Annotated in this window: 20 protein-coding genes; 13 read left to right on the top strand and 7 right to left on the bottom strand. The window is 70.8% G+C overall.

Features of this window, described 5'->3' with window-relative positions:
* Positions 1–32 precede the first annotated feature (32 nt).
* The 5 genes from N4P33_RS06460 to N4P33_RS06440 all read left to right on the top strand — a co-directional run bounded on the left by N4P33_RS06460 (position 33) and on the right by N4P33_RS06440 (position 5,435).
* A complete protein-coding gene (locus N4P33_RS06460) occupies positions 33–1,019 on the top strand; it encodes a polysaccharide deacetylase family protein (protein ID WP_260825290.1) in 987 nt (328 codons plus the stop codon).
* A 20-nt stretch (positions 1,020–1,039) separates the two neighbouring features.
* Complete coding sequence (locus N4P33_RS06455) at positions 1,040–1,795, top strand: polysaccharide deacetylase family protein (protein WP_399028799.1); 756 nt, start codon at positions 1,040–1,042, stop codon at positions 1,793–1,795.
* A gap of 374 nt (positions 1,796–2,169) precedes the next feature.
* Positions 2,170–2,478, top strand: a complete 309-nt coding sequence (groES, locus tag N4P33_RS06450) for a co-chaperone GroES (RefSeq protein WP_029382138.1) — start codon at positions 2,170–2,172, stop codon at positions 2,476–2,478.
* Positions 2,479–2,613: 135 nt separating this feature from the next.
* Positions 2,614–4,239: a chaperonin GroEL gene (gene groL / locus N4P33_RS06445; RefSeq protein ID WP_260825288.1), complete on the top strand. Its 1,626-nt coding sequence runs from the start codon at positions 2,614–2,616 to the stop codon at positions 4,237–4,239.
* A gap of 140 nt (positions 4,240–4,379) precedes the next feature.
* A complete protein-coding gene (locus N4P33_RS06440) occupies positions 4,380–5,435 on the top strand; it encodes a hypothetical protein (protein ID WP_260825287.1) in 1,056 nt (351 codons plus the stop codon).
* 167 nt (positions 5,436–5,602) lie between these two features.
* Here the strand turns inward: N4P33_RS06440 and N4P33_RS06435 are convergent, their stop codons facing one another.
* The 4 genes from N4P33_RS06435 to N4P33_RS06420 form a co-directional block, all read right to left on the bottom strand.
* On the bottom strand, positions 5,603–6,310 hold the full coding sequence (locus N4P33_RS06435; RefSeq protein WP_260825286.1) for an ester cyclase: 708 nt from the start codon (positions 6,308–6,310) through the stop codon (positions 5,603–5,605).
* 89 nt (positions 6,311–6,399) lie between these two features.
* Positions 6,400–7,173 carry an SDR family oxidoreductase gene (locus tag N4P33_RS06430; protein ID WP_260825285.1) on the bottom strand — a complete coding sequence of 258 codons (774 nt, stop codon included), beginning with the start codon at positions 7,171–7,173 and terminating at the stop codon, positions 6,400–6,402.
* Between the two features lie 140 nt (positions 7,174–7,313).
* Positions 7,314–8,885, bottom strand: a complete 1,572-nt coding sequence (locus N4P33_RS06425; RefSeq protein WP_260825284.1) for a multicopper oxidase family protein — start codon at positions 8,883–8,885, stop codon at positions 7,314–7,316.
* A 173-nt stretch (positions 8,886–9,058) separates the two neighbouring features.
* Entirely contained in the window at positions 9,059–9,739 is a 681-nt protein-coding gene (locus N4P33_RS06420; RefSeq protein WP_260825282.1) for an MOSC domain-containing protein, read from the bottom strand.
* Between the two features lie 81 nt (positions 9,740–9,820).
* Between N4P33_RS06420 and N4P33_RS06415 the strand changes: the two genes are divergently transcribed.
* Positions 9,821–10,717: a LysR family transcriptional regulator gene (locus tag N4P33_RS06415; protein WP_260825281.1), complete on the top strand. Its 897-nt coding sequence runs from the start codon at positions 9,821–9,823 to the stop codon at positions 10,715–10,717.
* Positions 10,718–10,879: 162 nt separating this feature from the next.
* Here N4P33_RS06415 and N4P33_RS06410 read toward each other — a convergent pair whose 3' ends face one another.
* Positions 10,880–11,215, bottom strand: a complete 336-nt coding sequence (locus N4P33_RS06410) for a WhiB family transcriptional regulator (protein WP_260825280.1) — start codon at positions 11,213–11,215, stop codon at positions 10,880–10,882.
* A gap of 380 nt (positions 11,216–11,595) precedes the next feature.
* On the opposite strand from N4P33_RS06410, the gene N4P33_RS06405 reads away from it, so the two are divergent.
* The 4 genes from N4P33_RS06405 (at position 11,596) to N4P33_RS06390 (ending at position 16,489) form a co-directional block, all read left to right on the top strand.
* Positions 11,596–12,207, top strand: a complete 612-nt coding sequence (locus N4P33_RS06405; protein ID WP_003948568.1) for a response regulator transcription factor — start codon at positions 11,596–11,598, stop codon at positions 12,205–12,207.
* A 726-nt stretch (positions 12,208–12,933) separates the two neighbouring features.
* Positions 12,934–13,521 (top strand): sigma-70 family RNA polymerase sigma factor, encoded by a 588-nt coding sequence (locus N4P33_RS06400; protein WP_260825279.1) that lies wholly within the window; start codon positions 12,934–12,936, stop codon positions 13,519–13,521.
* A 174-nt stretch (positions 13,522–13,695) separates the two neighbouring features.
* The gene (guaB, locus tag N4P33_RS06395) at positions 13,696–15,198 is read left to right on the top strand and encodes an IMP dehydrogenase (RefSeq protein WP_260825278.1); all 1,503 of its coding nucleotides are present in this window, start codon (positions 13,696–13,698) and stop codon (positions 15,196–15,198) included.
* A gap of 166 nt (positions 15,199–15,364) precedes the next feature.
* The gene (locus N4P33_RS06390) at positions 15,365–16,489 is read left to right on the top strand and encodes a GuaB3 family IMP dehydrogenase-related protein (RefSeq protein WP_260825277.1); all 1,125 of its coding nucleotides are present in this window, start codon (positions 15,365–15,367) and stop codon (positions 16,487–16,489) included.
* Positions 16,490–16,592: 103 nt separating this feature from the next.
* Here N4P33_RS06390 and N4P33_RS06385 read toward each other — a convergent pair whose 3' ends face one another.
* Positions 16,593–17,801 (bottom strand): nucleotide sugar dehydrogenase, encoded by a 1,209-nt coding sequence (locus tag N4P33_RS06385; protein WP_260825276.1) that lies wholly within the window; start codon positions 17,799–17,801, stop codon positions 16,593–16,595.
* 271 nt (positions 17,802–18,072) lie between these two features.
* Between N4P33_RS06385 and N4P33_RS06380 the strand changes: the two genes are divergently transcribed.
* On the top strand, positions 18,073–19,779 hold the full coding sequence (locus tag N4P33_RS06380) for a glycerol-3-phosphate dehydrogenase/oxidase (RefSeq protein WP_260825275.1): 1,707 nt from the start codon (positions 18,073–18,075) through the stop codon (positions 19,777–19,779).
* Between the two features lie 188 nt (positions 19,780–19,967).
* Here N4P33_RS06380 and N4P33_RS06375 read toward each other — a convergent pair whose 3' ends face one another.
* On the bottom strand, positions 19,968–21,002 hold the full coding sequence (locus N4P33_RS06375; RefSeq protein WP_260825273.1) for a serine hydrolase: 1,035 nt from the start codon (positions 21,000–21,002) through the stop codon (positions 19,968–19,970).
* Between the two features lie 171 nt (positions 21,003–21,173).
* Here N4P33_RS06375 and N4P33_RS06370 point away from each other — a divergent pair, with 171 nt between their 5' ends.
* Both N4P33_RS06370 and N4P33_RS06365 read left to right on the top strand, forming a co-directional pair.
* Positions 21,174–23,291, top strand: coding sequence for a serine/threonine-protein kinase (locus N4P33_RS06370; RefSeq protein WP_260825272.1), 2,118 nt, complete (start codon positions 21,174–21,176; stop codon positions 23,289–23,291).
* Between the two features lie 135 nt (positions 23,292–23,426).
* The coding region (locus tag N4P33_RS06365) for a protein kinase (protein ID WP_260825270.1) at positions 23,427–24,245 on the top strand (819 nt) is incomplete at its 3' end.

Raw genomic sequence — 24,245 nt, 5'->3', positions numbered from 1 at the left:
TTGAGGGCGGGCGGCTGGGAGGATCCGGGCCCATGCGAGTAGTAGGACAAAACGATAAAAAGCGGGTGTGGGGTGTGGGGTGGGCTTCGGGTGAAGCGGGGGAGACGCGGGGCGCAGGGCGGCCCAGGGGCGCGCTGAGTCGCGTACGCATCGGCCTGATCGTCCTCACCCTCGCTGCCCTGGCTCCCGGCTGCGGGCAGGGCGGCGACTCGGTGCGGCCCGCGGGCGGACAGCCGCCCCTCAACGCGCCCCCGGCCCGCGCGCTCGACTCCTACGCCACCAAGTTGCGCGCCGCGCACGCCGCGAGAGTCGCCGCCGCGAAACGCTGGGGGCTGAAGAGGGTGCCCCTCACGGCCCCTCCGGCACCGAAGAAGAAGCCGCACATCACCACCCGCGACGGCTTCGAGGTCGACGGCCACCGCCGCCTCGGCCTCCCCCCGGTCTTCACCACCGTCCCCACCAAGAAGAAGATCGTCTTCCTCACCATCGACGACGGCGCCGAGAAGGACCCGAAGTTCCTCCGGATGATGAGCGACCTGCGGATCCCGTACACCGCCTTCCTCAGCGACTACGTCGTCAACGACGACTACGGCTACTTCAAGCGGATGCAGGACCGCGGCGTCACCCTGAACAACCACACGCTCAACCACCCCTATCTGCCCGCCCTGTCCTACACCGCCCAGAAGCGCGAGATCTGCGGCATGCAGAAGGTCATCGAGGAGCGCTACGGAACCCGCCCCGTCCTCTTCCGCCCGCCCTTCGGCAACTACGACAAGAACACCCTGCGCGCGGCGAAGCGCTGCGGCATCGAGTACGTCCCCCTGTGGAACGAGGAGGTCTTCGTCGACCACTGGGAGTACCGCGAGTGGGACCGGGAACTGCACCCCGGCGACATCGTCCTCACCCACTTCCGGGGCACCGACGACTGGGACGGCACGATGCGCGACATGATCCGCCGCTTCCTGAACAAGGTCACGGCGGAGGGATATGCGGTGGCCCGCCTGGAGGACTACCTGTGAGGCGCCGCGTCCTGCCGGCGATGCTCCTGGCCGCTCTGCTCCTCGCCGCGGGCTGTGGCGGCCCGGGGCAACACCGGGTGGCCGGAGACGACGCGGGCGAAGCGCCCCGAAAGGGGCGCGGGGAACTGCGCGAGCAACCACGCACCACCCGCACCCCACCACGGCGTCCGCCCGCCCCCGCCGCCCCACCGGTCATCGATCACATCCGCACCCGCGACAAGGTCGTCTTCCTGACCTACGACGACGGCGCCGAACGCGACCCTCGCTTCATCGACCTGGTCCGCGAACGCCGCCTCCCCGTCAGCCTCTTCCTCACGGACAGCGTTGTGGGTCCCGGCTACGCCCACTTCGCCCGGCTCCGCGCGGTCGGCGCGAGCCTGCAGAACCACACCCTCGACCACTCCGCCCTGCGCGGCCTGCCGTACGCCGGCCAGCGCGCGGAGATCTGCGGCCAGCAACGCAAACTCCGCTCCCGCTTCGGCATTCGCCCCCACCTCTTCCGCCCGCCCTACGGCACGTACGACACCACGACCCTCCGGGCAGCCGCCGACTGCGGCATCACGGCGGTCGTCCTCTGGCGGGCGACCCTGAAAGGCGACGGCGACCTCACGTACACCGAAGGCCCCGACCACCTGAACCCCGGCGACATCATCTCCATCCCGTCGGCAGACCTGCCGCCCCTGTCCCTGGCAGACCGCACGACCCGCCTGCTGCGAGAGATCGAGCGCCGAGGCTTGAGGGTGGCCCGCCTGGAGGACTACGTCGGGAGCCCTTGAGTCCCGGGCCGGCACAGCACAGCCCGTCCGGCGTTTGAGGAGGGTCAGGAAATCCAGCCCGTCCGGCGTTTGAGGACGAGGCCCGTCCAGGGCCGAAGGGGGGGCCTGGGGGCGCAGCCCCCAGACGACGCTCACCACCACACAGGCCGGCCGCACACACCGGCGCCGACAACGAACCCACGGCCGACGCGCCGCAGGCAATTGGCACTCCGCTTGACCGAGTGCTAACCGCAGTCATAGTCTCGGCTCTGGCACTCCCCACTGGAGAGTGCCAACTACGCGACGGGCAGGTCCGGCACCCGCGACGACGGATCGACCTGGTCGCCACCTCAGACAGTTAACCCCGTGAGATCTCCGAAGGGGGAGGTCGGATCGTGACGACCGCCAGCTCCAAGGTTGCCATCAAGCCGCTCGAGGACCGCATCGTGGTCCAGCCGCTGGACGCCGAACAGACCACGGCCTCGGGCCTGGTCATTCCGGACACCGCCAAGGAGAAGCCCCAGGAGGGCGTCGTCCTGGCCGTGGGCCCGGGCCGCATCGAGGACGGCAAGCGCGTCGAGCTCGACGTCAAGGTCGGCGACGTCGTTCTCTACAGCAAGTACGGCGGCACCGAGGTGAAGTACAACAACGAGGAGTACCTCGTCCTCTCGGCCCGCGACGTGCTCGCGATCGTCGAGAAGTAAGCGAGAAGCAAGACTCCTCGTACCACCTCGAAGCACCTTTGCTCGAACTGCGCCCCTGGCCCCCGCATCCCATAAGAAGCCGGGCGCCCGGGGCGCAGTGATGTCACCCAGAATTCCGAGAGGGCTCCCGCTGCCATGGCGAAGATCCTGAAGTTCGACGAGGACGCCCGTCGCGCCCTCGAGCGCGGCGTCAACAAGCTTGCCGACACGGTGAAGGTGACGATCGGCCCCAAGGGCCGCAACGTCGTCATCGACAAGAAGTTCGGCGCCCCCACCATCACCAACGACGGTGTCACGATCGCCCGCGAGGTCGAGATCGAGGACCCGTACGAGAACCTCGGCGCGCAGCTGGTGAAGGAGGTGGCGACCAAGACCAACGACATCGCGGGTGACGGTACGACCACCGCCACCGTGCTCGCCCAGGCCCTGGTCCGTGAGGGTCTGAAGAACGTCGCCGCCGGTGCCTCCCCGGCCGCCCTGAAGAAGGGCATCGACGCCGCCGTCGCGGCCGTCTCCGAGGACCTGCTCGCCTCGGCCCGCCCGATCGACGAGAAGTCCGACATCGCCGCCGTCGCCGCGCTGTCCGCCCAGGACCAGCAGGTCGGCGAGCTCATCGCCGAGGCGATGGACAAGGTCGGCAAGGACGGTGTCATCACCGTCGAGGAGTCCAACACCTTCGGTCTGGAGCTGGACTTCACCGAGGGCATGGCCTTCGACAAGGGCTACCTGTCGCCGTACTTCGTGACGGACCAGGAGCGCATGGAGGCCGTCCTGGAGGACCCGTACATCCTCATCAACCAGGGCAAGATCTCCTCCATCGCGGACCTGCTGCCGCTGCTGGAGAAGATCATCCAGTCCAACTCCTCCAAGCCGCTGCTGATCATCGCCGAGGACGTCGAGGGCGAGGCCCTGTCGACCCTGGTCGTCAACAAGATCCGCGGCACCTTCAACGCCGTCGCCGTCAAGGCGCCCGGCTTCGGTGACCGCCGCAAGGCGATGCTGCAGGACATGGCCGTCCTCACCGGCGCCACCGTCATCTCCGAGGAGGTCGGCCTCAAGCTCGACCAGGTCGGCCTGGACGTGCTCGGCTCCGCCCGCCGCGTCACCGTCACCAAGGACGACACCACGATCGTCGACGGTGCCGGCAAGAAGGAGGACGTCGAGGGTCGCGTCGCCCAGATCAAGGCGGAGATCGAGACCACCGACTCCGACTGGGACCGCGAGAAGCTCCAGGAGCGCCTCGCGAAGCTGGCCGGCGGCGTGTGCGTCATCCGCGTGGGTGCCGCCACCGAGGTCGAGCTGAAGGAGCGCAAGCACCGTCTGGAGGACGCCATCTCCGCGACCCGCGCCGCGGTCGAGGAGGGCATCGTCTCCGGTGGTGGCTCCGCGCTGGTCCACGCCGTCAAGGTCCTCGAGGGCAACCTCGACAAGACCGGCGACGAGGCCACCGGTGTCTCCGTGGTCCGCAAGGCCGCCGTCGAGCCGCTGCGCTGGATCGCCGAGAACGCCGGCCTCGAGGGCTACGTCATCGTCTCCAAGGTGGCCGAGCTCGAGAAGGGCAGCGGCTACAACGCCGCCACCGGCGAGTACGGCGACCTGATCAAGGCCGGCGTCATCGACCCGGTCAAGGTCACCCGCTCCGCCCTGGAGAACGCCGCCTCCATCGCCTCCCTGCTGCTCACGACCGAGACCCTGGTCGTCGAGAAGAAGGAAGAGGAAGAGCCGGCCGCCGCGGGCCACGGCCACGGCCACGCCCACTGAGCGACGCGCTCGTAGAAGGCCCGGTACCCCACGGGGGTGCCGGGCCTTCGCCGTGCGCCTGTCAGCTCCCCGCGAGGACCAGGGAACCAGGGCGACGCGCGCCGGCGACTTAACCGAGGGCGAAGCACGAGGGGGATGCGATGAGCCAGGTGCTCTACGGGGAACGGTCCCGGAACCCGCTGGCACGGACCGTGGAACTCACCGACGACCGGTTGCGCAGGGGCGGCAGGACGACACCGCTGGACGAACTGAACCACGCCGCCATGGCCGAGGCCTTCCTACGGGGATTCTGGCTCGGCGGTGGCGGCACGGAACGCCCGCTGGCACACCTGGCCGAGGGTCCCGGCACCGTTCCGGTCACCCGGGTGACCGGCTCCACCAAGCCCCTGAAGGTGCGCCGGGCCGCGGAGTTCGCCCGCGCGCTGGGCGACTTGGCGGTGCGCCGATGCGGCGGCCCGGACCAGGTGGCCGCACTCGCCGCGCGTGCCCAGGCGGAGGGCGTCCCCCTGTGGATCGCCCGCCGGTACGCGCCGGGCCCCGCCGGCCCGGTCGCCGTCGCGGTCGACCGGCGCCTGGTCCGCGTGGACGTCTGGGGCCCGAACGCGCCCGCCGTACGCCTCAGGGCACCGTACGGCTACCGCGGCGACTCGACGGATCCCGGCAGCGGCCTGGTCATGAGCGTCGGCGACGTCTACGCGCAACTCGTCCTGCAGCGGAGGCTCCGCAAGTCCAAGAGCCGTGTCGAGATACGCCTGCCCGACCGGTGCTGGACACTGCGGCGCGAGAACGCCGAGAGCTCGTGGCTGCTGCGCGACGAGAACCGGGTCGCCCTGCTGAGCCGCCCGCCCCGACGATCGGCCCTCGACCCCGGCACCCTGCTGCTGCCCCTCGCCACCGTCCACCACGAAAGCCCCGACCCCCTGGACGCCGTCATGGCCCACGCCGTCGCCGTGTCCTTCGGCCTCGGCAACACCACGGGACTGGCCAGGTTCCGCAGCGTGCACCACTCCCGCGGAGACACGGTCGCCGAATGGGACCGCCCCTGGTTCACCAACATCGGCATCAGCAGCGACGACAACGAACCCGGCGGTTCCGACGGCTGGGGCAGCGACGGCGGCGACGCCGGAGACAGCGGCGGAGGCGGCAGCGACGGAGGCGGCGGTGACGGGGGAGGCGGCGGAGGCGGCGGCGACTAGGGCCGTACGCACGGTCGCACCGCGCGCCAGCCCGGTTGGGCGGGCCTTGCGGCGCCGGTGCGACGAGTGGGGCCCTTCGACGCCCTTGAGTCAGGCGTGCGGGGCGTCGCAGGCCGAAGGTCCCCCTCGGGGGAGAGGGACCTGACTTAACTCCGGAGCCGCAGCGCTTACAGCTCCGTCGGCTCCAGCGCCCCCAGTTGTGCCATCAGCCCCAGTCGGTCGTACTGCCACCAGCCCTCGGCGATCCTGCCGTTGCCGTCGAAACGGAAGATGGTCGTACCGGTCATGGAGACCTTCCTGCCGGTGGCCGGGATGCCCAGGAACTCGCCCTTGTGCGTCGCCTCCCAGGACCACCGTGTGCACACCCGGTCGCCCTGGGCGATCTGGTCCTCGATCCGGATGGTGAAGTCGAAGCCGTTGCGCCACACGTCCATCTCGCGCCGGAAGTGGTCCAGGCCGATGAGGTCCTGCTCGTTGCCGGGATCGTGGTCGTGGTAGTGCTCCGCGACCAGACCGGCCATCGGCGACAGATCACCCTCGCCGGCCAGCACCTCGAAGAACCGCCGCACGGAGTCCGCGTTCAACTGCGCGTCCCGCACCACGTCCAGATCGGTGAACGTCGGCGTCTCCTCGCAGAGCGCGACCATCTCCCGGAAGATCCGGTCGGTCTCCGGCAGCCCCGAATTGCGCATCGCCTCCTCGTACGACGGAAACTCCACGATCTCCACGACGTGCGAGGCGTCCGAGTGGTCCCTGCCGACCACCGCATGCGTCGCCGTCCGTTTTCCCCTGGTCTGCTCGACCCACTGATCGAGCAGCCGGTCCATCTCCTCGAGCCGGTTCGTCCTGCAGTCGATGAGCTGTACGAAGGTCATGCCGCCCGCCTCCGGTCCCCCCGGGTCCGGGTACTGTCAGCACCCATTTTCCCACCGGGACCCCAGGGCCACAGCCCGACGCCGTGGCCCTACTGCGGCCCGTACTTCCGGCCCGTCCGCGACGAGATCCCGCCCAGCATGCCCCGCGGCACCAGCTTCGCCGCACCCATCAGCGTCTTGTAGCGCGGGTCCGGGATCGACACCGTCCTGCCCCGGGCCAGATCGGCCAGCGCCGCCGCCACCACCTTGTCCGCGTCCAGCCACATCCACTTCGGGATGTTGTCCGTGCCCATCCCGGCCCGGTCGTGGAACTCGGTGCGCACGAACCCGGGGCACAGCGCCATCAGACGTACGCCGCTGTCCGCCAGATCCTTCGCCGCGCCCTGCGTGAACTGCACCACCCACGCCTTGGACGCCCCGTACGTCCCCCGCGGGACGAAGGCCGCGACCGAGGCCACGTTCACGACACCACCGCGACCGCGCTCCCGCATCGCCTCCGCCGCCGCCGACGTCAGCCGCAGCACCGCCTCGCAGTGCACCTTGAGCATTCTCAGCTCGTCGGCCATGGGCACGTCCAGATAGCGTCCCTTGTTGCCGAAACCGGCGTTGTTGATCAGCAGGTCGACGGGGTTCTTGCGGTCGCGGAGCCGCTCGGCCACCGCCTCGATGCCGCTGTCCTCCGCGAGGTCGGCGGTCAGCACCTCCGCCTCGATGCCGTGCCGGTCGTGCAGCTCGGTCGCCTGTTCCCGCAGCCGGCCCGTGTCGCGGGCCACCAGCACCAGGTCATGTCCGTCGGCCGCCAGCCGCCGCGCGAACGCGGCACCGATCCCCGCCGTCGATCCCGTAATCAGAGCCGTTGTCATGGCGCAAGAGTAGTTACCTGGAGCGGAGTGGTCCGCTCACGCCGGTCCCCTTCCGGGAGTGCGCTGGAGCCCCGGTCGGTTCAGCCCACCTTCTCCCCACGCTTCCGCCCGCCCCCACGACCTCCCTGACCTCCGTGATCTCAATGACCCGCATGGTCCGGAGGGCTCCCGGCCGACTGACCCTTCTCGACCACCACGAACTGGCCCATCATCCCCTCGTCTTCGTGATACAGCAGATGACAGTGGTACATGTACGGCGTGTCCGGATCGGCCGGCCCGGTGAAGCGCAGAGCCAGTTTCATCGTGGTGCCGTGCGGGACGAACACCGTGTCCTTCGGCCCGCGCAGAGCCGGCGGCGGAGTCTTTCCGTTCACCTCCACCACGCGGAACTGCACGTCGTGCACATGGAAGTTGTGCGGCATTCCGTTGGAGTTGCGTATCGTCCACACCTCCGTCGTCCCGCGTGTCACGGTCTCGTCGACGCGCCCCATATCCATCTTCCGGACATTGATCCCTGACAGCTTCAGATCGAAGTGCCGCCCTCGCACGGCCTGTTCGGCGTCCGGCAGTTCCGATGCGGCCAGCGAGGCGGGAACCTCCGGGGAGGGCCGCAGCCGCTCGGCCGCCCGCAACTCCAGTACGTCGAAGGTGTCGTCGCCGCCCCCGAACCGCCGCTGCCAGGCGCCCCCGTAGTTCTCCTGCGGGAAGCTGCGGAGCATCACCCGCTCACCGGCCTTCATCCGCACGACGATCTCGGCGCGTTCACCCGGCGACAGCTGTATGCGGTCCATGACCGCGGGCCGCTCCAGCAGACCGCCGTCCGTGCCTATGAGGGAGAAGTCGCGGTCGTCGGGGAACCCGAAGGCGTAGGTGCGGGCCGTGGACGCGTTGAGCAGCCGCAGCCGTATCAGCTCGTCGTGGACCTTCCGGTAGGGGCGCAGGGTGCCGTTGACCATGGTCCGGTCGCCGAGGAAACCCACGTTCTGCATCAGCCCGCGGTCGCCCGCCAGCCGTGCGCCGTCGAAGCGGACGTCCTGCACGACGACCGGCAGGTCGTCGACGCCGTACCGCTTCGGCAGCGGCAGGCGCGCCGAGGTCTCGTCGTCGAGGAGGAACAGGCCAGCCAGCCCGCGCCGCACGTGGTCCTCGGTCCTGCCGTGGGGATGCGGGTGGTACCAGAGCGTGGACGCCGGCTGGTCCACCGTCCAGTGCGGGCTCCAGGTGGCTCCCGGGGCGATCATCTGGTGCGGGCCGCCGTCCATCCGGGCCGGCAGATGCATGCCGTGCCAGTGCACGGAGGACGCCTCGTCCAGCGCATTGCTGACCCGCACCCGTACCTTCTCGCCGCGTTCCGCCCGCAGCGTCGGGCCCAGATAGGAGCCGTTGAAGCCCCAGGTCGGCGTCTTCACACCGTCCCGGAACTCCGTCTCTCCCGCCTGCATTCGCAGATCGAAGACCCGGGTACCGTCCTTGTCGACGGTCGACTCGGCCAGGGGCGGTATCGCCAGGGCGTTGTCGAACGGCTCCTTGCCGACCGTGTTCACCTTCGCGTCGGTCCACAGCCAGGCGAACAGCGCGCCGACGGCCACGGCGACCGTGGTCACCAGCGAACCCAGCACGATGACAAGGCGCTTGAAACGGAAGGCGCGGCGTGGGGCACCGGGCGGGTTTCCTCCGTCCGGTGCCGCGTGGTGCGACGTGTGGCGAGTCATGCTTCGAGCGTCGTGGATCACGACCCGCCGGACATCGGGGACCTGCCCCGACCAGCCCCTGAGACAACCCCCGCAGGGCCTCGGGGGTTTCCCCCTAGGAGCCGTGCGGCGACTGGCCGAGGACGACTTCCCTGAAGGCCCGGCACGCGCCCGGCATCAGGGTTGACGCGTCATCAAGTCGACTGCTGCTCGCCGTACTTCTCCACCCACGTCCGCGCCGTCGCCAGCGCCTCCGGGTGCAGTGCCTCGCCCGCCGCGAGCAGCCGCGGCAGCAGCGTCCGCTCGGTCGTCACGGCCCGGAACTGCAGGGCCACCGTCACCTCGTGGTCGGGCCGGTGCAGGATCCGCACCTCGTCGCCCGCACGTATCTCACCGGGCCTGACCACACGCAGATAGGCCCCCGGCGCACCCTGCTGCGTGAAGCGCTTCACCCAGCCCTTCTCGCCGATGTGGCCCTGGAAGGTCAGGCAGGGGATACGCCCGCTGGTGATCTCCAGCACGACCTCGGAGCCGATGCCCCAGCGCTCACCGATGCGGGCGCCGGACACGTCGATCCCTTCCGTGGTGAGGTTCTCGCCGAACGCGCCGTTCGCCAGCGGGCGGCCCAGCTCGCGCTCCCACGCGTCGAGATCCTCGCGGGCCACGGCGTAGACGGCCTGGTCGTCGCCGCCGTGGTGCCGCGTGTCGCACACCGCGTCCCCGGCCAGCCCGCCCGCGCCCGTTCCCTTCGGTCCCGGCGCCGCCACCCGCACCGGCCCGTCCACCGGCTTCTTGTCGATTCCGGTCAGGCCCTCGGGCTGGTCGGTGTACGGCACGGCCTTCGGGCGCCCGAGGTTCACAGAGAGAAGCTTCATGAGCCGCACGGTAGGCGACCTCGATCAAAGCGTCGACGCATTATTCGGCGTCGCATCAAAGGAGCGCTTATCCTTGGCGGTGTGATCGAAGCCCGTCATCTCCGAGTGCTGCGCGCCGTGGCCGCCACCGGCTCCTTCTCCGCCGCGGCCCGCGAACTGGGCTGCACCCAGCCCGCCGTCAGCCAGCAGATGAAGGCGCTCGAAGCGTCCGTCGGCACGCCCCTGCTCATCCGCAGCGGCCGCGAGATGCGGCTCACCCAGGCCGGTGAGGCGCTGGTGCGGCACGCCGCCGGGATCCTCGCGGGCCTCACCGCCGCCGAGGAGGAGGTGGCCGCCATCGCCGGGCTGCGGGCGGGACGGGTCCGGCTGGTCTCCTTCCCCAGCGGCAGCTCCACCCTCGTACCGACGGCCCTCGCGGCCCTGCGCGACGCGCATCCCGGCACCCGGGTCTCCCTGGAGGAGGCCGAGCCGCCCCGTTCCGTCGAGATGCTGCGCGAGGGCGACTGCGATGTGGCGCTCGCCTTCCGCTACGAGGGGGCGGCCGGTGCCGAGGAGTGGGACGACCTCGTGGTGCGCCCGCTGCTCACGGACCGTCTCGTCGGGCTCGTGCCCGAGCGGCACGCGCTCGCGCGTGCGTCTTCCGTCGGCATCGGCGAGCTCGCCGAGGAGCCGTGGATCGCGGGCTGTCCGCGCTGCCGGGGGCAGTTGGTGGAGGTGTGCGAGTCGGCCGGCTTCACCCCGCGCATCGACTTCGCGACCGACGACTATCCCGCGGTCGCCGGTCTGGTGGGCGCCGGCCTCGGCGTCGCCGTACTGCCGCAGCTCGCCATCGAGTCCCTGCGGCCCAGGGGCGTACGCACCGTCTCCCTGGAACCCGCCGTGCGGCGGGAGATCGTCGCGCTGACCCTCCCCGACCTCGCCCAGGTGCCGGCGGTCACGGCGACGCTGGATCAGCTGGCGCGGGCGGCCGGCCGGTAGCGGGGTCCGGCACCGGCGGCCGTGTCGCGGCTGGGGCGGGAGACTGTCCTGCGGTCACTTCCCGTGACGGTCCTCTGATCACCCCCGTGACGACGCCTCTGTGACCACCTCCAGCGAAAAAACAAGGGCACGCGTGCGTGCCCGAAGCGCAGAAACGTTCCTTCAGGTGTTCGAAGCCGCGTGCTCGCCGGCTGTCGACGCCGATGCCGACACCAGGCGGTTGCGCGCGCGGCCCATCAGCTCTTCGCGCTCGTCCTCGGTCAGGCCGCCCCACACGCCGTACGGCTCACGTACCGCCAGGGCGTGCGCGGCGCACTCGGCGCGCACCGGGCACCTCATGCAGACCTCTTTGGCCGAGTTCTCGCGAGCGCTTCGAGCGGCGCCCCGTTCGCCCTCCGGGTGGAAGAAGAGCGAGCTGTCCACCCCGCGGCACGCAGCCAGGAGCTGCCAGTCCCACAGGTCCGCGTTCGGTCCGGGAAGGCGGGAGAAATCTGCCATTGCGTGACCCCTTGTAGCCGTTCTGGGCGGATCCGGTGTCCACGACCGTACAACTACGATCCAAGGAGATGAAAATATGACTCATTGCGAATCTAGCTCCAGACACTGGCAAACGGGAAGAAAAGGGTCTGAATGGGGCATGGGTTGTGATGAAAGGTTGAGGGTCTGCCGCGCGTATCTGCACCGTGTCCGCCTCCTCACGTAGAGTGCCGAAGATGGCAGACGGCCCCGTAACTCTTTCGAGTGACCGTCGTTGAGAGTGCGAGGCGGTTGAAGGAACAAGCGCTCGGGCAGGCGTCCGAGACGGTCGACCGCACAGGTGACGATTTCGTACCAGCCTGGAGGCTCAAGGTGACGCGCATCAGCTGCGGAGGGCGGCCATGACTTCCGTCCTCGTCTGCGACGACTCCCCGCTTGCCCGAGAGGCGCTCCGCCGCGCGGTCGCGACCGTGCCCGGCGTCGAGCGCGTGACGACGGCTGCCAACGGCGAGGAAGTCCTCCGCCGCTGGGGCGCCGACCGCTCGGACCTGATTCTGATGGACGTACGCATGCCCGGTCTGGGCGGCGTGGAGACCGTCCGGCGGCTGCTGTCGGCCGACCCCGGCGCGCGCATCATCATGCTGACCGTCGCCGAGGACCTCGACGGCGTGGCCCTCGCGGTGGCCGCCGGCGCCCGCGGCTATCTGCACAAGGACGCCTCCCGCGCGGAGCTGCGCGCCACGGTCACTCAGGCCCTCGCCGACCCGACCTGGCGGCTCGCCCCGCGCCGGCTGCGCTCCGCCGAGATGGGCGCCGCGCCGACGCTCACCGCGCGTGAGATCCAGGTCCTCGAAGGGATGAGCCACGGCCGCTCCAACGCGGAGATCGGCCGCGAACTGTTCCTCTCCGAGGACACGGTCAAGACCCATGCCAGGCGGCTTTTCAAGAAGCTCGGCGCGTCGGACCGGGCGCACGCGGTGGCGCTCGGATTCCGGTGGGGTCTGGTGCGCTAGGGCCTGTCCTTCGGATCGGACCGGCCGCGGCGGCTGACGTGGAGCGGCTCCCGGTGAGCGGGGGTACGTGGATGCCCCCGCCCGGGCGCTACACGCGCGTGGCCCCACCGACCGCGGAGAGTGCCTCTGACGGGGGCGCTGCGGCGGAGGTGGTTCCGCCGCCCGTGCTTCTGCGGGTGTGCGGTGTCGCCGTACGGGTGCTCCCCGGGCGTGGTGCGGCCGTAGGGGCTTGGTCGTACGAGGTCTGGCTTGGCGCAAGTCCGCCGTACGGATCTTCGTCCGGCGCGGTAGCGCTCAACGGGACTCGCCTGGGCGTGGTGTCGCACGGGCTCTCCACGAGGGCCCCACTCCGCGTGACCGCGCCGTACGAGGTCTGGCCGCACGCGGGACCGCACTGTCGGCGAGGTTCGCGTCCCGGCCGGGTGCGGGCCCGGAGTCACGGAGCCCGCTCGATCCGAACGACAGGTCCCAGGGCCTATCGCGCACACCGTGTGCAGGGCGCCGAAAGCCCCGCCCACCAGGGCTTCGGCGGTGGTCGCCGGATGCCCGCTGCTCGTTTCGCCGCGGATGCCGCATCCTTGAGGTGTGGAGTTCCTCGGGGACGAGTCGGTCGAGCGGAAGGGGAGGGCGCAGGGGATGAGTTCCGGCGCACCTGCTCATAACGCTTCGGTGCACAACAAGGGACGTGGTGCCGCGGACCCCGCGTCCGCAGGGCACCATGGACCGATGCGCGACGACGAGGCGGGCACTGCCCAAGGGGCGATCGGTGCGCTCGTCCACCGCGCTGTCGACGGGGACGAGCAGGCCACGCACGATCTCCTCGCCCACGTGCATCCCCTGGCCCTGCGCTACTGCCGCACCCGGCTGTCCCGGCTCCCCGGTGACGCCCGGCACTTCGTCGAGGACCTCGCCCAGGAGGTCTGTGTGGCGGTCCTGCTCGCGTTGCCCCGCTACCGGGACACCGGGCGCCCCTTCGAGGCGTTCGTCTTCGCCATCGCCGCCCACAAGGTCGCCGACCTGCAGCGCGCCGCGATGCGCCACCCCGGCTCCACCGCCGTGCCCTCCGACGAGATGCCCGAACGTCCCGACGACTCCCTCGGCCCGGAGGAGCGCGCCCTTCTCAGCAGCGACGCCGAATGGGCCAAGAAACTCCTCGCCAACCTGCCCGAGAACCAGCGCGAGCTGCTCCTGCTGCGCATCGCGGTGGGCCTCACGGCGGAGGAGACTGGACAGATGTTGGGAATGTCACCCGGCGCCGTCCGGGTGGCACAGCACCGGGCGCTGAGCCGGCTGCGTGCCCTGGCGGAGCAGTAACCGCCGCTGCCCCACCGCGCCTTCGGCATCACACCGTCGGCGAATGAACCGGCGCAGGACCGTTTCCGTACGAACATACGAAGCCCGGAGCCGTGGGAAACCGTGGAATGAGACACCCACGCTTCCCGTTAGCATGGACATCCGCACCGATCAAGGCCATTTGGGGAAGGTGTCATGACTGCCAACGTCGACGGAGTGCCCGGAAAATTCGCGACACTCGGGCTGACCTACGACGACGTGCTGCTGCTGCCGGGTGCATCCGAGGTGCTCCCCAACGCGGTCGACACCTCGTCCCGCATCTCCCGCAATGTCCGGGTCAACATTCCGCTCCTGTCCGCCGCCATGGACAAGGTCACCGAGTCGCGCATGGCGATCGCGATGGCCCGTCTGGGCGGCGTCGGTGTACTGCACCGCAACCTGTCCATCGAGGACCAGGTCAACCAGGTCGACCTGGTGAAGCGGTCCGAGTCGGGCATGGTGACCGACCCCATCACAGTGCACTCGGAGGCCACGCTCGCCGAGGCGGACGCGCTGTGCGCCAAGTTCCGGATCAGCGGCGTGCCCGTCACGGACCCGGCCGGCAAGCTGCTCGGCATCGTGACCAACCGCGACATGGCCTTCGAGAGCGACCGCAGCCGCCAGGTGCGCGAGGTCATGACCCCGATGCCGCTGGTCACCGGCAAGGTCGGCATCTCCGGCGTGGACGCCATGGAGCTGCTGCGCCGCCACAAGATCGAGAAGCTGCCGCTGGTCGACGACGAGGGCGTCCTCAAGGGCCTCATCACCGTCAAGGACTTCGTCAAGGCGGAGAAGTACCCGAACGCCGCCAAGGACGCCGAGGGCCGCCTGCTGGTCGGCGCCGCCGTGGGCGCCAGCCCCGAGGCCCTGGAGCGCGCCCAGGCGCTCGCCGAGGCCGGTGTGGACTTCCTGGTGGTCGACACCTCGCACGGCCACAACAGCAACGCGCTCAGCTGGATGTCGAAGATCAAGTCGAGCGTGTCGGTCGACGTGATCGGCGGCAACGTCGCCACGCGCGACGGCGCTCAGGCGCTCATCGACGCCGGCGTCGACGGCATCAAGGTGGGTGTCGGCCCGGGCTCGATCTGCACCACGCGCGTGGTGGCCGGCATCGGCGTCCCGCAGGTCACCGCGATCTACGAGGCCTCCCTCGCCGCCCGTCCGGCGGGCATCCCGGTGATCGGCGACGGCGGTCTGCAGTACTCCGGCGACATCGGCAAGGCGCTCGCCGCCGGTGCCGACACGGTGATGCTGGGCAGCCTGCTCGCGGGCTGCGAGGAGTCGCCCGGCGAGCTGCTGTTCATCAACGGCAAGCAGTTCAAGTCGTACCGCGGCATGGGCTCGCTCGGCGCCATGCAGTCGCGCGGCCAGGGCAGGTCGTACTCCAAGGACCGCTACTTCCAGGCCGAGGTCGCCTCCGACGACAAGCTCGTGCCCGAGGGCGTCGAGGGCCAGGTGCCCTACCGCGGCCCGCTGGCCAACGTGCTGCACCAGCTCGTCGGTGGTCTGCGCCAGACCATGGGTTACGTGGGCGCCGCCACCATCGAGGAGATGGAGTCCAAGGGCCGCTTCGTGCGGATCACCTCGGCGGGCCTCAAGGAGAGCCACCCGCACGACATCCAGATGACGGTCGAGGCGCCGAACTACAGCAGCAAGTGACGCGCACGCGCGCGTGAGCCTCGAAAGGGCGCACGCACGCGTGAGGCTTCCGTGAGGGCGGCCCCGGAGCACAGGGGCCGCCCTTGTCGTACGTCCGGGGCGGTGGCTGTCGTACCCGTCGGCGATACTGGAAGACGCTGCAACGCATCAGGGAAAGGCCACAGACGTGACTGAGATCGAGATCGGGCGCGGCAAGCGCGGCCGCAGGGCGTACGCCTTCGACGACATCGCCGTCGTCCCCAGCCGCCGTACGCGGGACCCGAAGGAGGTCTCGATCGCCTGGCAGATCGACGCCTACCGGTTCGAGCTGCCCTTCCTGGCCGCCCCCATGGACTCGGTCGTCTCGCCGGCCACCGCGATCCGCATCGGCGAGCTCGGCGGCCTCGGCGTGCTGAACCTCGAGGGCCTGTGGACGCGCTACGAGGACCCGCAGCCGCTGCTCGACGAGATCGCCGAGCTGCCGGCCGAGTCGGCCACCCGCCGCCTCCAGGAGATCTACGCCGCGCCGATCAAGGAGGAGCTGATCGGGCAGCGCATCAAGGAGGTGCGCGACTCGGGCGTGGTCACCGCCGCCGCGCTCTCTCCGCAGCGCACGGCCCAGTTCTCCAAGGCCGTCGTCGACGCGGGCGTGGACATCTTCGTCATCCGCGGTACGACCGTCTCGGCGGAGCACGTCTCCGGTTCGCACGAGCCGCTGAACCTGAAGCAGTTCATCTACGAGCTCGACGTCCCGGTGATCGTCGGCGGCTGCGCCACCTACACCGCGGCGCTGCACCTGATGCGTACCGGCGCTGCGGGCGTCCTGGTCGGCTTCGGCGGCGGCGCCGCGCACACCACGCGCAACGTGCTGGGCATCCAGGTGCCGATGGCCACCGCGGTCGCCGATGTGGCCGCCGCCCGGCGTGACTACATGGACGAGTCCGGCGGCCGGTACGTGCACGTGATCGCGGACGGCGGCGTCGGCTGGTCCGGCGACCTGCCCAAGGCGATCGCCTGCGGTGCCGACGCGGTGATGATGGGCTCCCCGCTCGCCCGCGCGACCGACGGCCCGGGCAAGGGCCACCACTGGGGCATGGAGGCCGTCAACGAGGAGCTGCCGCGCGGCAAGAAGGTCGACCTCGGCACGGTCGGCACCCTGGAGGAGATCCTCACCGGCCCGTCCCACACCCCCGACGGCTCGATGAACCTCTTCGGCGCCCTGCGCCGCGCGATGGCCACCACCGGCTACAGCGAGCTGAAGGAGTTCCAGCGCGTGGAGGTCACGGTGGCGGACTCGCAGCACCGGCGATAGTCCCCGCGAGACACCGGAGGCCGGTCACCCGACGGGGTGACCGGCCTCCTCGTGTGTCCGGGTGGGTGGCAGCCTTCGTACGACCGCCTCCGCGCGCCCCTGCTCACAACCGGTGGGCCGCCCCCGTGGGCGTGGCTCCCCGGGTGTCGAGCAGGAGCTGTGCCTTCACCGAGAGGCCCTGGAGGTCGTAGGTGCGGTGCTGCTGGAGCAGGATCGTCAGGTCGGCGTCGGCGGCGGCCTCGTAGAGGGAGTCGGCGCGGGGGAGAGGGCGGTCGAGGACGTTCCAGGACGGGACGTGCGGGTCGTGGTAGCTGACGGAGGCGCCGAGCTCCATCAGCCGGACCGCGATCTCCTGAGCCGGAGTGCCCTGCTGGTCGGCGAGATCGGGCTTGTAGGTGACGCCGAGGAGCAGCACGCGCGCGCCCCGCGCCGACTTGCCGTGCTCGTTGAGGAGCGCGGCCGCCCGCTGCACGACGTAGCGCGGCATGCGGCTGTTGACCTCCTGGGCCAGTTCCGCCATGCGCAGGGTGCGCCCGGCGTGCGCGGTCAGGTCCTGGGGGACCGCGTGGCCGCCGACGCCGGGGCCGGGGCGGAACGCCTGGAAGCCGAACGGTTTCGTCTCCGCGCAGCGGATGACGTCCCACAGGTCGACCCCCATCTCGTGGCAGAGGACGGCCATCTCGTTGACGAGCGCGATGTTGACCTGCCGGAAGTTGGTCTCCAGGACCTGGACCGTCTCCGCCTCCCGGGGTCCACGCGCGCGTACCACCTTGTCGGTGAGCCGCCCGTAGAAGGCCGCGGCCGATTCGGTGCAGGCGGGGGTGAGGCCGCCGATGACCTTCGGCGTGTTGGCCGGGGTGAAGTCGCGGTTGCCGGGGTCGACACGGCTGGGGGAGTAGGCGAGGTGGAAATCCCGCCCGGCGCGGAGGCCGGACTCCGACTCGAGGAGGCGCCGGAGGAACCCCTCCGTGGTGCCGGGCGGCACGGGGGATTCCAGGATCACCGTGGTGTGCGGACGCAGCCGCGCGGCGAGGGTGCGGGCCGCCGTCTCCACCTGGCTCAGGTCCAGCCCGCCGTCCGCGGCGCGCGGGGCCGGCGCGCAGATGACCGCGGTGCGCACGCGCCCGAGCTCCGCCGGGTTGGCGGTGACACGGAATCCTTGCGCGAGCATGCGGCGCACCTCGGCGGGGCTGAGGGAGCCCGCCTCGGGGCCGGTCCGGTAGCCGATGGTCGGCATTCCGGAGGTGACGGCGGCCTGGGCCAGGGGCAGGCCGTACGGGCCGAGTCCGATGACGGCGAGATCTGCGGGCATGGCGTGGGCCGTCCTTCCCAGTAGCCGAAGTGAGACAGGTGCGCAAGCCCTGTGGACAGAACGAGCGAGCGCAATGTCAGACTAGGAGTAAATATGACCGATTTGCGGGATTGATCGGCCGAGTTTCGGTGAGTCGTTCCGCGTGGTTGTCCACAGGCTGGGGGTGCGTGGTGGCTGAAGTCGGGCAAGCCGGTCAGAATTTGGGCATGAGGGAGGGGCCGGGCTTCGCCCGACGGGTGCGGCCGACGCGACCGATGAGCGGGAGGCAGCGGTGAGGACAGCGACACTGGGGCCGGCGCAGCGCGCCGAGTCACTCGCATCCATGGCCGAGCACGAACTGGACGTGCTGGTGGTGGGCGGCGGCGTCGTCGGTGCGGGCACCGCGCTCGACGCCGTGACGCGCGGCCTGTCCACCGGGCTGGTCGAGGCACGTGACTGGGCGTCGGGCACCTCCAGCCGGTCCAGCAAGCTGATCCACGGCGGCCTGCGCTATCTGGAGATGCTCGACTTCGGCCTCGTCCGGGAGGCGTTGAAGGAGCGCGGCCTGCTGCTGGAGCGGCTCGCTCCGCATCTGGTGAAGCCGGTGCCGTTCCTGTATCCGCTGCAGCACAAGGGCTGGGAGCGGCTGTACGCGGGGTCGGGCGTCGCACTCTACGACGCCATGTCCATGGCCCGCGGGCACGGCCGGGGCCTGCCCGTGCATCGCCACCTGAGCCGACGTCAGGCCCTGCGGGTGGCGCCCTGCCTGAAGAAGGACGCGCTGGTCGGCGCCCTGCAGTACTACGACGCGCAGATGGACGACGCCCGCTTCGTGGCGACCCTGGTGCGCACGGCCGCGGCATACGGCGCGAAGGCCGCCAACCGTGCGCGTGTGACCGGATTCCTGCGCGAGGGCGAGCGGGTCGTCGGCGCCCGGGTGCAGGACGTGGAAGGCGGAGGCGAGTACGAGATCCGCGCCAAGCAGATCGTCAATGCCACCGGTGTGTGGACCGACGACACGCAGGCGATGGTCGGCGAACGCGGCCAGTTCCACGTCCGGGCGTCCAAGGGCATCCACCTCGTCGTCCCCAAGGACCGCATCCACTCCACGACCGGGCTCATCCTGCGCACCGAGAAGTCCGTGCTGTTCGTCATCCCCTGGGGGCGGCACTGGATCGTCGGGACCACCGACACCGACTGGGACCTCGACAAGGCCCACCCGGCCGCGTCCAGCGCGGACATCGATTACCTGCTGGAACACGTCAACTCGGTGCTGGCGGTCCCGCTCACGAGGGACGACGTGGAGGGCGTGTACGCCGGTCTGCGGCCGCTGCTGGCCGGCGAGTCCGACGCCACCAGCAAGCTGTCGCGCGAGCACACCGTGGCGCATCCGGTGCCCGGCCTCGTCGTGGTCGCCGGCGGCAAGTACACGACCTACCGCGTCATGGCCAAGGACGCGGTGGACGCGGCCGTGCACGGGCTCGACGTGCGCGTCGCCGACTGCGTCACCGAGGACACGCCGCTCGTGGGAGCCGAGGGGTACCGGGCGCTGTGGAACGCGCGTGCGCGCATCGCCGCGCGCACCGGGCTGCACACGGTGCGGGTGGAGCACCTGCTGAACCGGTACGGGGCGATGGCCGAGGAGGTCCTGGACCTCATCGCGTCCAACCCCTCCCTGGGCGAGCCCCTGCAGGCGGCGGACGACTATCTGCGCGCCGAGATCACCTACGCCGCCTCTCACGAGGGCGCTCGGCATCTGGACGACGTGCTGACCCGGCGCACCCGCATCTCGATCGAGACGTTCGACCGGGGCACGCGCTGCGCCCGTGAGACCGCGGAGCTGATGGCGCCGGTGCTGGGCTGGGACAAGGACCAGATCGAGCGCGAGGTGCAGCATTACGAGAAGCGGGTGGAGGCAGAGCGGGAGTCGCAGCGCCAGCCGGACGACCTGACGGCGGACGCGGCACGGCTGGGGGCGCCGGACATCGTGCCGTTGTAGACGGATGAAGTCGACGTAGTCGGTTGTAGCCGTGTAGACCGCTGTGGTTTCTGTGGTTTCTGTGGTTTCTGTGGTTTCTGTGGTTTCTGTGGTTGCTGTGGTGCCGCTGGCGCCGTCGCCCGCTGCCGTCGCCTCATTCACTCGAACGAGTGTCGCGAACCGGGATCTTCGTTCGGAACCCGGTCGTTCTACGAGGTGCGGGGGCAGAACTCGGCCGCGAGCACCGCGGGTTCGAGACCGGGATCGGCAATCGCGTCCGTGTTCACCCGGAAGGTGAGGACACGCCGGCCGTCGACGGTGGCTGCGGTGCGCACGTAGCTGCCGGAGATGCGCCCGTTGTGTCCCCACACGGTGGTGCCGCACGGAAGTTTCACGGGATACAGACCCAGGCCGTACGAGCCGCGTGCGGCCCGGGTGTCGAGCATCTCGCGCAGCAGGCGCGGGGGCAGCAGTTCACCGCCCAGCAGGCCCGCGTAGAAGCGGTCCAGATCGGCGAGCGTGGTCACCAGCTCGCCCGCGGCGCCGGCCACCCGCGGGTCGAGCTCGGTGACATCGGTCCCGTCGGCGGCGTAGGCGCGGCCGTGCGGTGAGGGCAGGGAGGTGTCGGAGCCCGGGAAGGAGGTGCCCGTCAGCCGGAGTGGAGCGATGATGCGCTGCTCGGCCTCGGCGGCGTAGGAGCGGCCGGTGACCTGTTCGACGACCAGGCCGAGCAGGACGTAGTTGGTGTTCGAGTAGGAGAAGCGGCCACGGTCGGCCGGAGGGTGGGTGAGGGCAATGCGCAGAGCCTGAAGAGGCGTCACGGCGACCGCACCGTGGGTCTCGGCGGTGAAGTCGTGCAGGCCGCTGGTGTGGGAGAGCAGGGAGCGCAGGGTCAGCGCGCGGCCGTCGTTCCCGGCTCCCCTCACCAGCCCCGGCAGATGCTCCTCCACAGTGTCCGACAGTGAGAGGCGGTGCTCTTCGGCCAGTTGCAGCACCACCGTCGCGATGAAGGTCTTCGTGATGCTGCCGGCGCGGAAGTGGTCGGCGCGTGCCATGCCCTGGCCGGCGTGGGCGTAGCGCGAGCCGGTCTCCTCCCGCGCCAGCAGGGCAGCTCCCGGCGCCCCGCCCCGTGTGACCAGCAAGGGGAGCAGCGCGTCCGCGGGAGAAGCCGAGGAAGCCGTCGGGGTGAGGGCGAGCAGGGCTAGGGACACAGGAACGGCCAGTAGTGTCCGAAGCGGCGGCATCCCGGTTCCTCCCTTGTCGGAGGCCCATCATGCAAGGCGGTGGAACGCGTCCTTCACCCGGGTTCACGGGGTGCGCGGGCCGCCGCGGCGCCTGAGGCACCCTGGGCGTCGGCCACTTGTCGGGTGAGAGACAATGAAGGCTCTGTCAGGGCGGGTTGCATGAGGGGACGCATGTCGGAGGCGGAGCGGGCGGGGACATCCCGTACGGACGAGAGCGCACGTCTCCTCGCCGGGCGGTACCGGCTGGGAGAAGTCCTCGGCCGCGGCGGCATGGGGACGGTGTGGCGAGCCGAGGACGAGACCCTGGGGCGGACGGTCGCCGTTAAGGAACTCCGGTTCCCGTCGAACATCGACGAGGACGAGAAACGGCGGCTGATCACAAGAACGCTGCGTGAGGCCAAGGCGATCGCGCGGATCCGCAACAACAGCGCCGTGACCGTCTTCGACGTGGTCCAGGAGGACGACCGGCCCTGGATCGTGATGGAGCTCGTCGAGGGCAAGTCGCTCGCCGAGGTCATCCGGGAGGACGGCCTGCTCGAGCCCCGGCGTGCCGCGGAGGTCGGGCTCGCCGTGCTCGACGTGCTGCGGTCCGCCCACCGCCAGGGCATCCTGCACCGTGACGTGAAGCCGTCGAACGTGCTCATCGCCGACGACGGCCGGGTCGTGCTCACCGACTTCGGCATCGCCCAGGTCGAGGGCGACCCGTCCATCACCTCGACCGGCATGCTGGTCGGCGCGCCCTCCTACATCTCCCCGGAGCGGGCCCGCGGGCACAAGCCGGGACCGGCGGCCGACCTGTGGTCGCTCGGCGGGCTGCTGTACGCGGCGGTGGAGGGAACACCGCCGTACGACAAGGGCTCAGCCATCGCCACGCTCACCGCGGTGATGACCGAGCCGCTCGAGGAGCCGAAGAACGCGGGGCCGCTCAGGGACGTCATCCACGGGCTGCTCACCAAGGACCCGGAGCAGCGGCTCGACGACGCCGGTGCGCGGGCCATGCTGAACGCGGTCATCCATGCCCCCGAGCCCAAGGAGGCCGAGCCGGCGGACGCGACGAAGGTCGTTCCGCTGCCGGAGCAGCCCGGGGAGCGGGCGGCGCGGTCCGGGGGCAAGCGGGGCGAGGAGGCCGGGGAGCGGCTGCGGGGTGCGTTGCGGTCCGTGCGCAAGGCGGCCGCCGTGGCGGCTGGGACCGCTGCCGGTGCTAAGTCGACTGGTTCTGCCGGTACTTCGGGCTCGGGTGGCTCCACCGGGACTGCGGGCTCGGACGGTTCCGCCGGTGCTGCGGGAGCAGAGGAGGCCGGAGCGGGTACGCCGGGTGCGGGGGCGGGTGCCGCATCGTCCTCGGTGAGCGCCGCGTCCGCGGGGGCGAGTGCGGGCGGGGCTGCTGGGAAGTCCGGCACGGGGCAGGCGTCCGGGGGCGAGTCCGGAGCCGGGGCGGACGAGGGCGCGCGGGAGGCGAAGCCTCCTGCCAAGGGCGCGAGTTCGGGGTGGCCGGTGATGGCGCCGCCGGATCTGCCGGCGCGGCCCGCGCCCAGGGCGTCGCTCACCGATGTGGTGCCGCGGCGGACGCTGGTCGCCATCGCGGTGATCGTGGTGCTCGCCGTGCTCGGGGTGGTGATCGGCATCGCGCTCGGCGGAGACGACAAGGACGGCGGCAAGGCCGCGAAGAACGGCACCGGGGTGACGGCAGGCGCGTCGCCCAGTGCCGAGACCAAGGGCGACGAGAAGGACGGCACTCGTACGGACGGTTCCGCCGACGCGTCGACCGGAGCGGGAGCGGGAGCCGGGCCGGCGGAGAGCGACGCGGGATCCGGTGACGACGGGGCGGACGACTCGGCCGACGACGGCGGCGACACGTCGGCGGACGAGACGTACAAGGGGGACCAGGGGTACTCGATCGGGCTGCCCGAGGGATGGAAGTTCCAGTCGACGGGGTCGGCGGGGGACCGCTTCACCGGACCCGACGGGCAGAAGCTGCTGGTCGCCTGGACCTCCACGCCGAAGGACGACCCGGTGGCCGACTGGAAGAACCAGGAACGCTACATGGTGCGTTCGCAGTACAAGAAGATCCGCATAGAGGAGGTGGGCTACCGGGGGTGGAAGGCCGCCGACTGGGAGTTCACCTATGTGGAGGACGGGACGAAGTGGCGGACCGTGGACCGGGGGTTCGTCGTCCACGAAAGTCTCGGCTACGCGCTGATGTACACGGCGAAGGCGGACACGTGGGGTGACGAGGAGCGCAGGGAATCCTGGCGGACGCTGACGCGCTCCTTCGAGCCCAAGTCCTGAGCCGCTCCCGGGCATGAGCCGTCCCGGGTTTGGGGAGTGAGATGTGGCAATCCCCTCTTTGCGGGTTGCCTCGGGCACGTATCGTGAGTGCTTGCGGACCGTACGCAGCCGGAACGGGTCGCGAGGCGAACGGAATTGACCGACCGTACTGCCGGGGGAGGCAACGTGGACGACTATGCGGGACGGGTTCTCGCCGACCGCTACCGCCTGCCGCTGCCGCCCTCCGACGAGTACGAACTGACCGAGACCCGCGCCTTCGACACCTATAGCGGGCAGGAAGTCCTGGTCAGGCAGGTGCCGTTGCCGGAGGTCGTCGAGGCGGAGGTGCTCGACGCCGAGGGGCTGCCGGACGGCTTCACCGCGCGGGACGGCAGCGCGCGGCGCGGTTCCGGGCGAGCGCCTGCGCGGGCGGGCACGCGACGGCCCACGGATCCGGTCGTGCGGCGGGCGGTGGAGGCCGCGCAGGCGGCGGCCGCGATTCCAGATCATCCGCGGCTGGACCAGGTGTTCGACGTGTTCGCGGAGGGCGGTTCGCTGTGGGTGGTCAGTGAGCTGGTGGGCGCGCGTCCGCTGGCCGCGCTGCTCGCCGAGAAGCCGCTGACGCCGTACCGGGCGGCGGAGGTGGCCGCCGACGTGCTGATGGCGTTGCGGGTGCTGCACGCGCACGGCTGGGTGCACCGGAACATCACCGCGCGCACGGTGCTGGTCTGCGACGACGGCCGCGTGATGCTCACCGGCCTGGCCGTCGGCGCGGCCGAGGAGGCGCTGTGCGGCTACGACCCCGTGCCCGCTCCGGACTCCGAGGGGGCGGAGGAGAGCGGGGGCGAGGCATCCGGGCCTGGGGCGTCCGCCGGAGTGCCGGACGCGGAAGGGTCCGGGGCCTGGCCGCCCGGAACGGCCGCCGCGCCGGGGCCCCGGAGTGACCCCGACGCCATGCGGCGGGCCGCGATCGAG

This window comes from Streptomyces sp. 15-116A (genome assembly GCF_025290915.1).
Lineage (GTDB): Bacteria > Actinomycetota > Actinomycetes > Streptomycetales > Streptomycetaceae > Streptomyces.
This window is presented reverse-complemented; position numbering and strand designations above follow the sequence as displayed.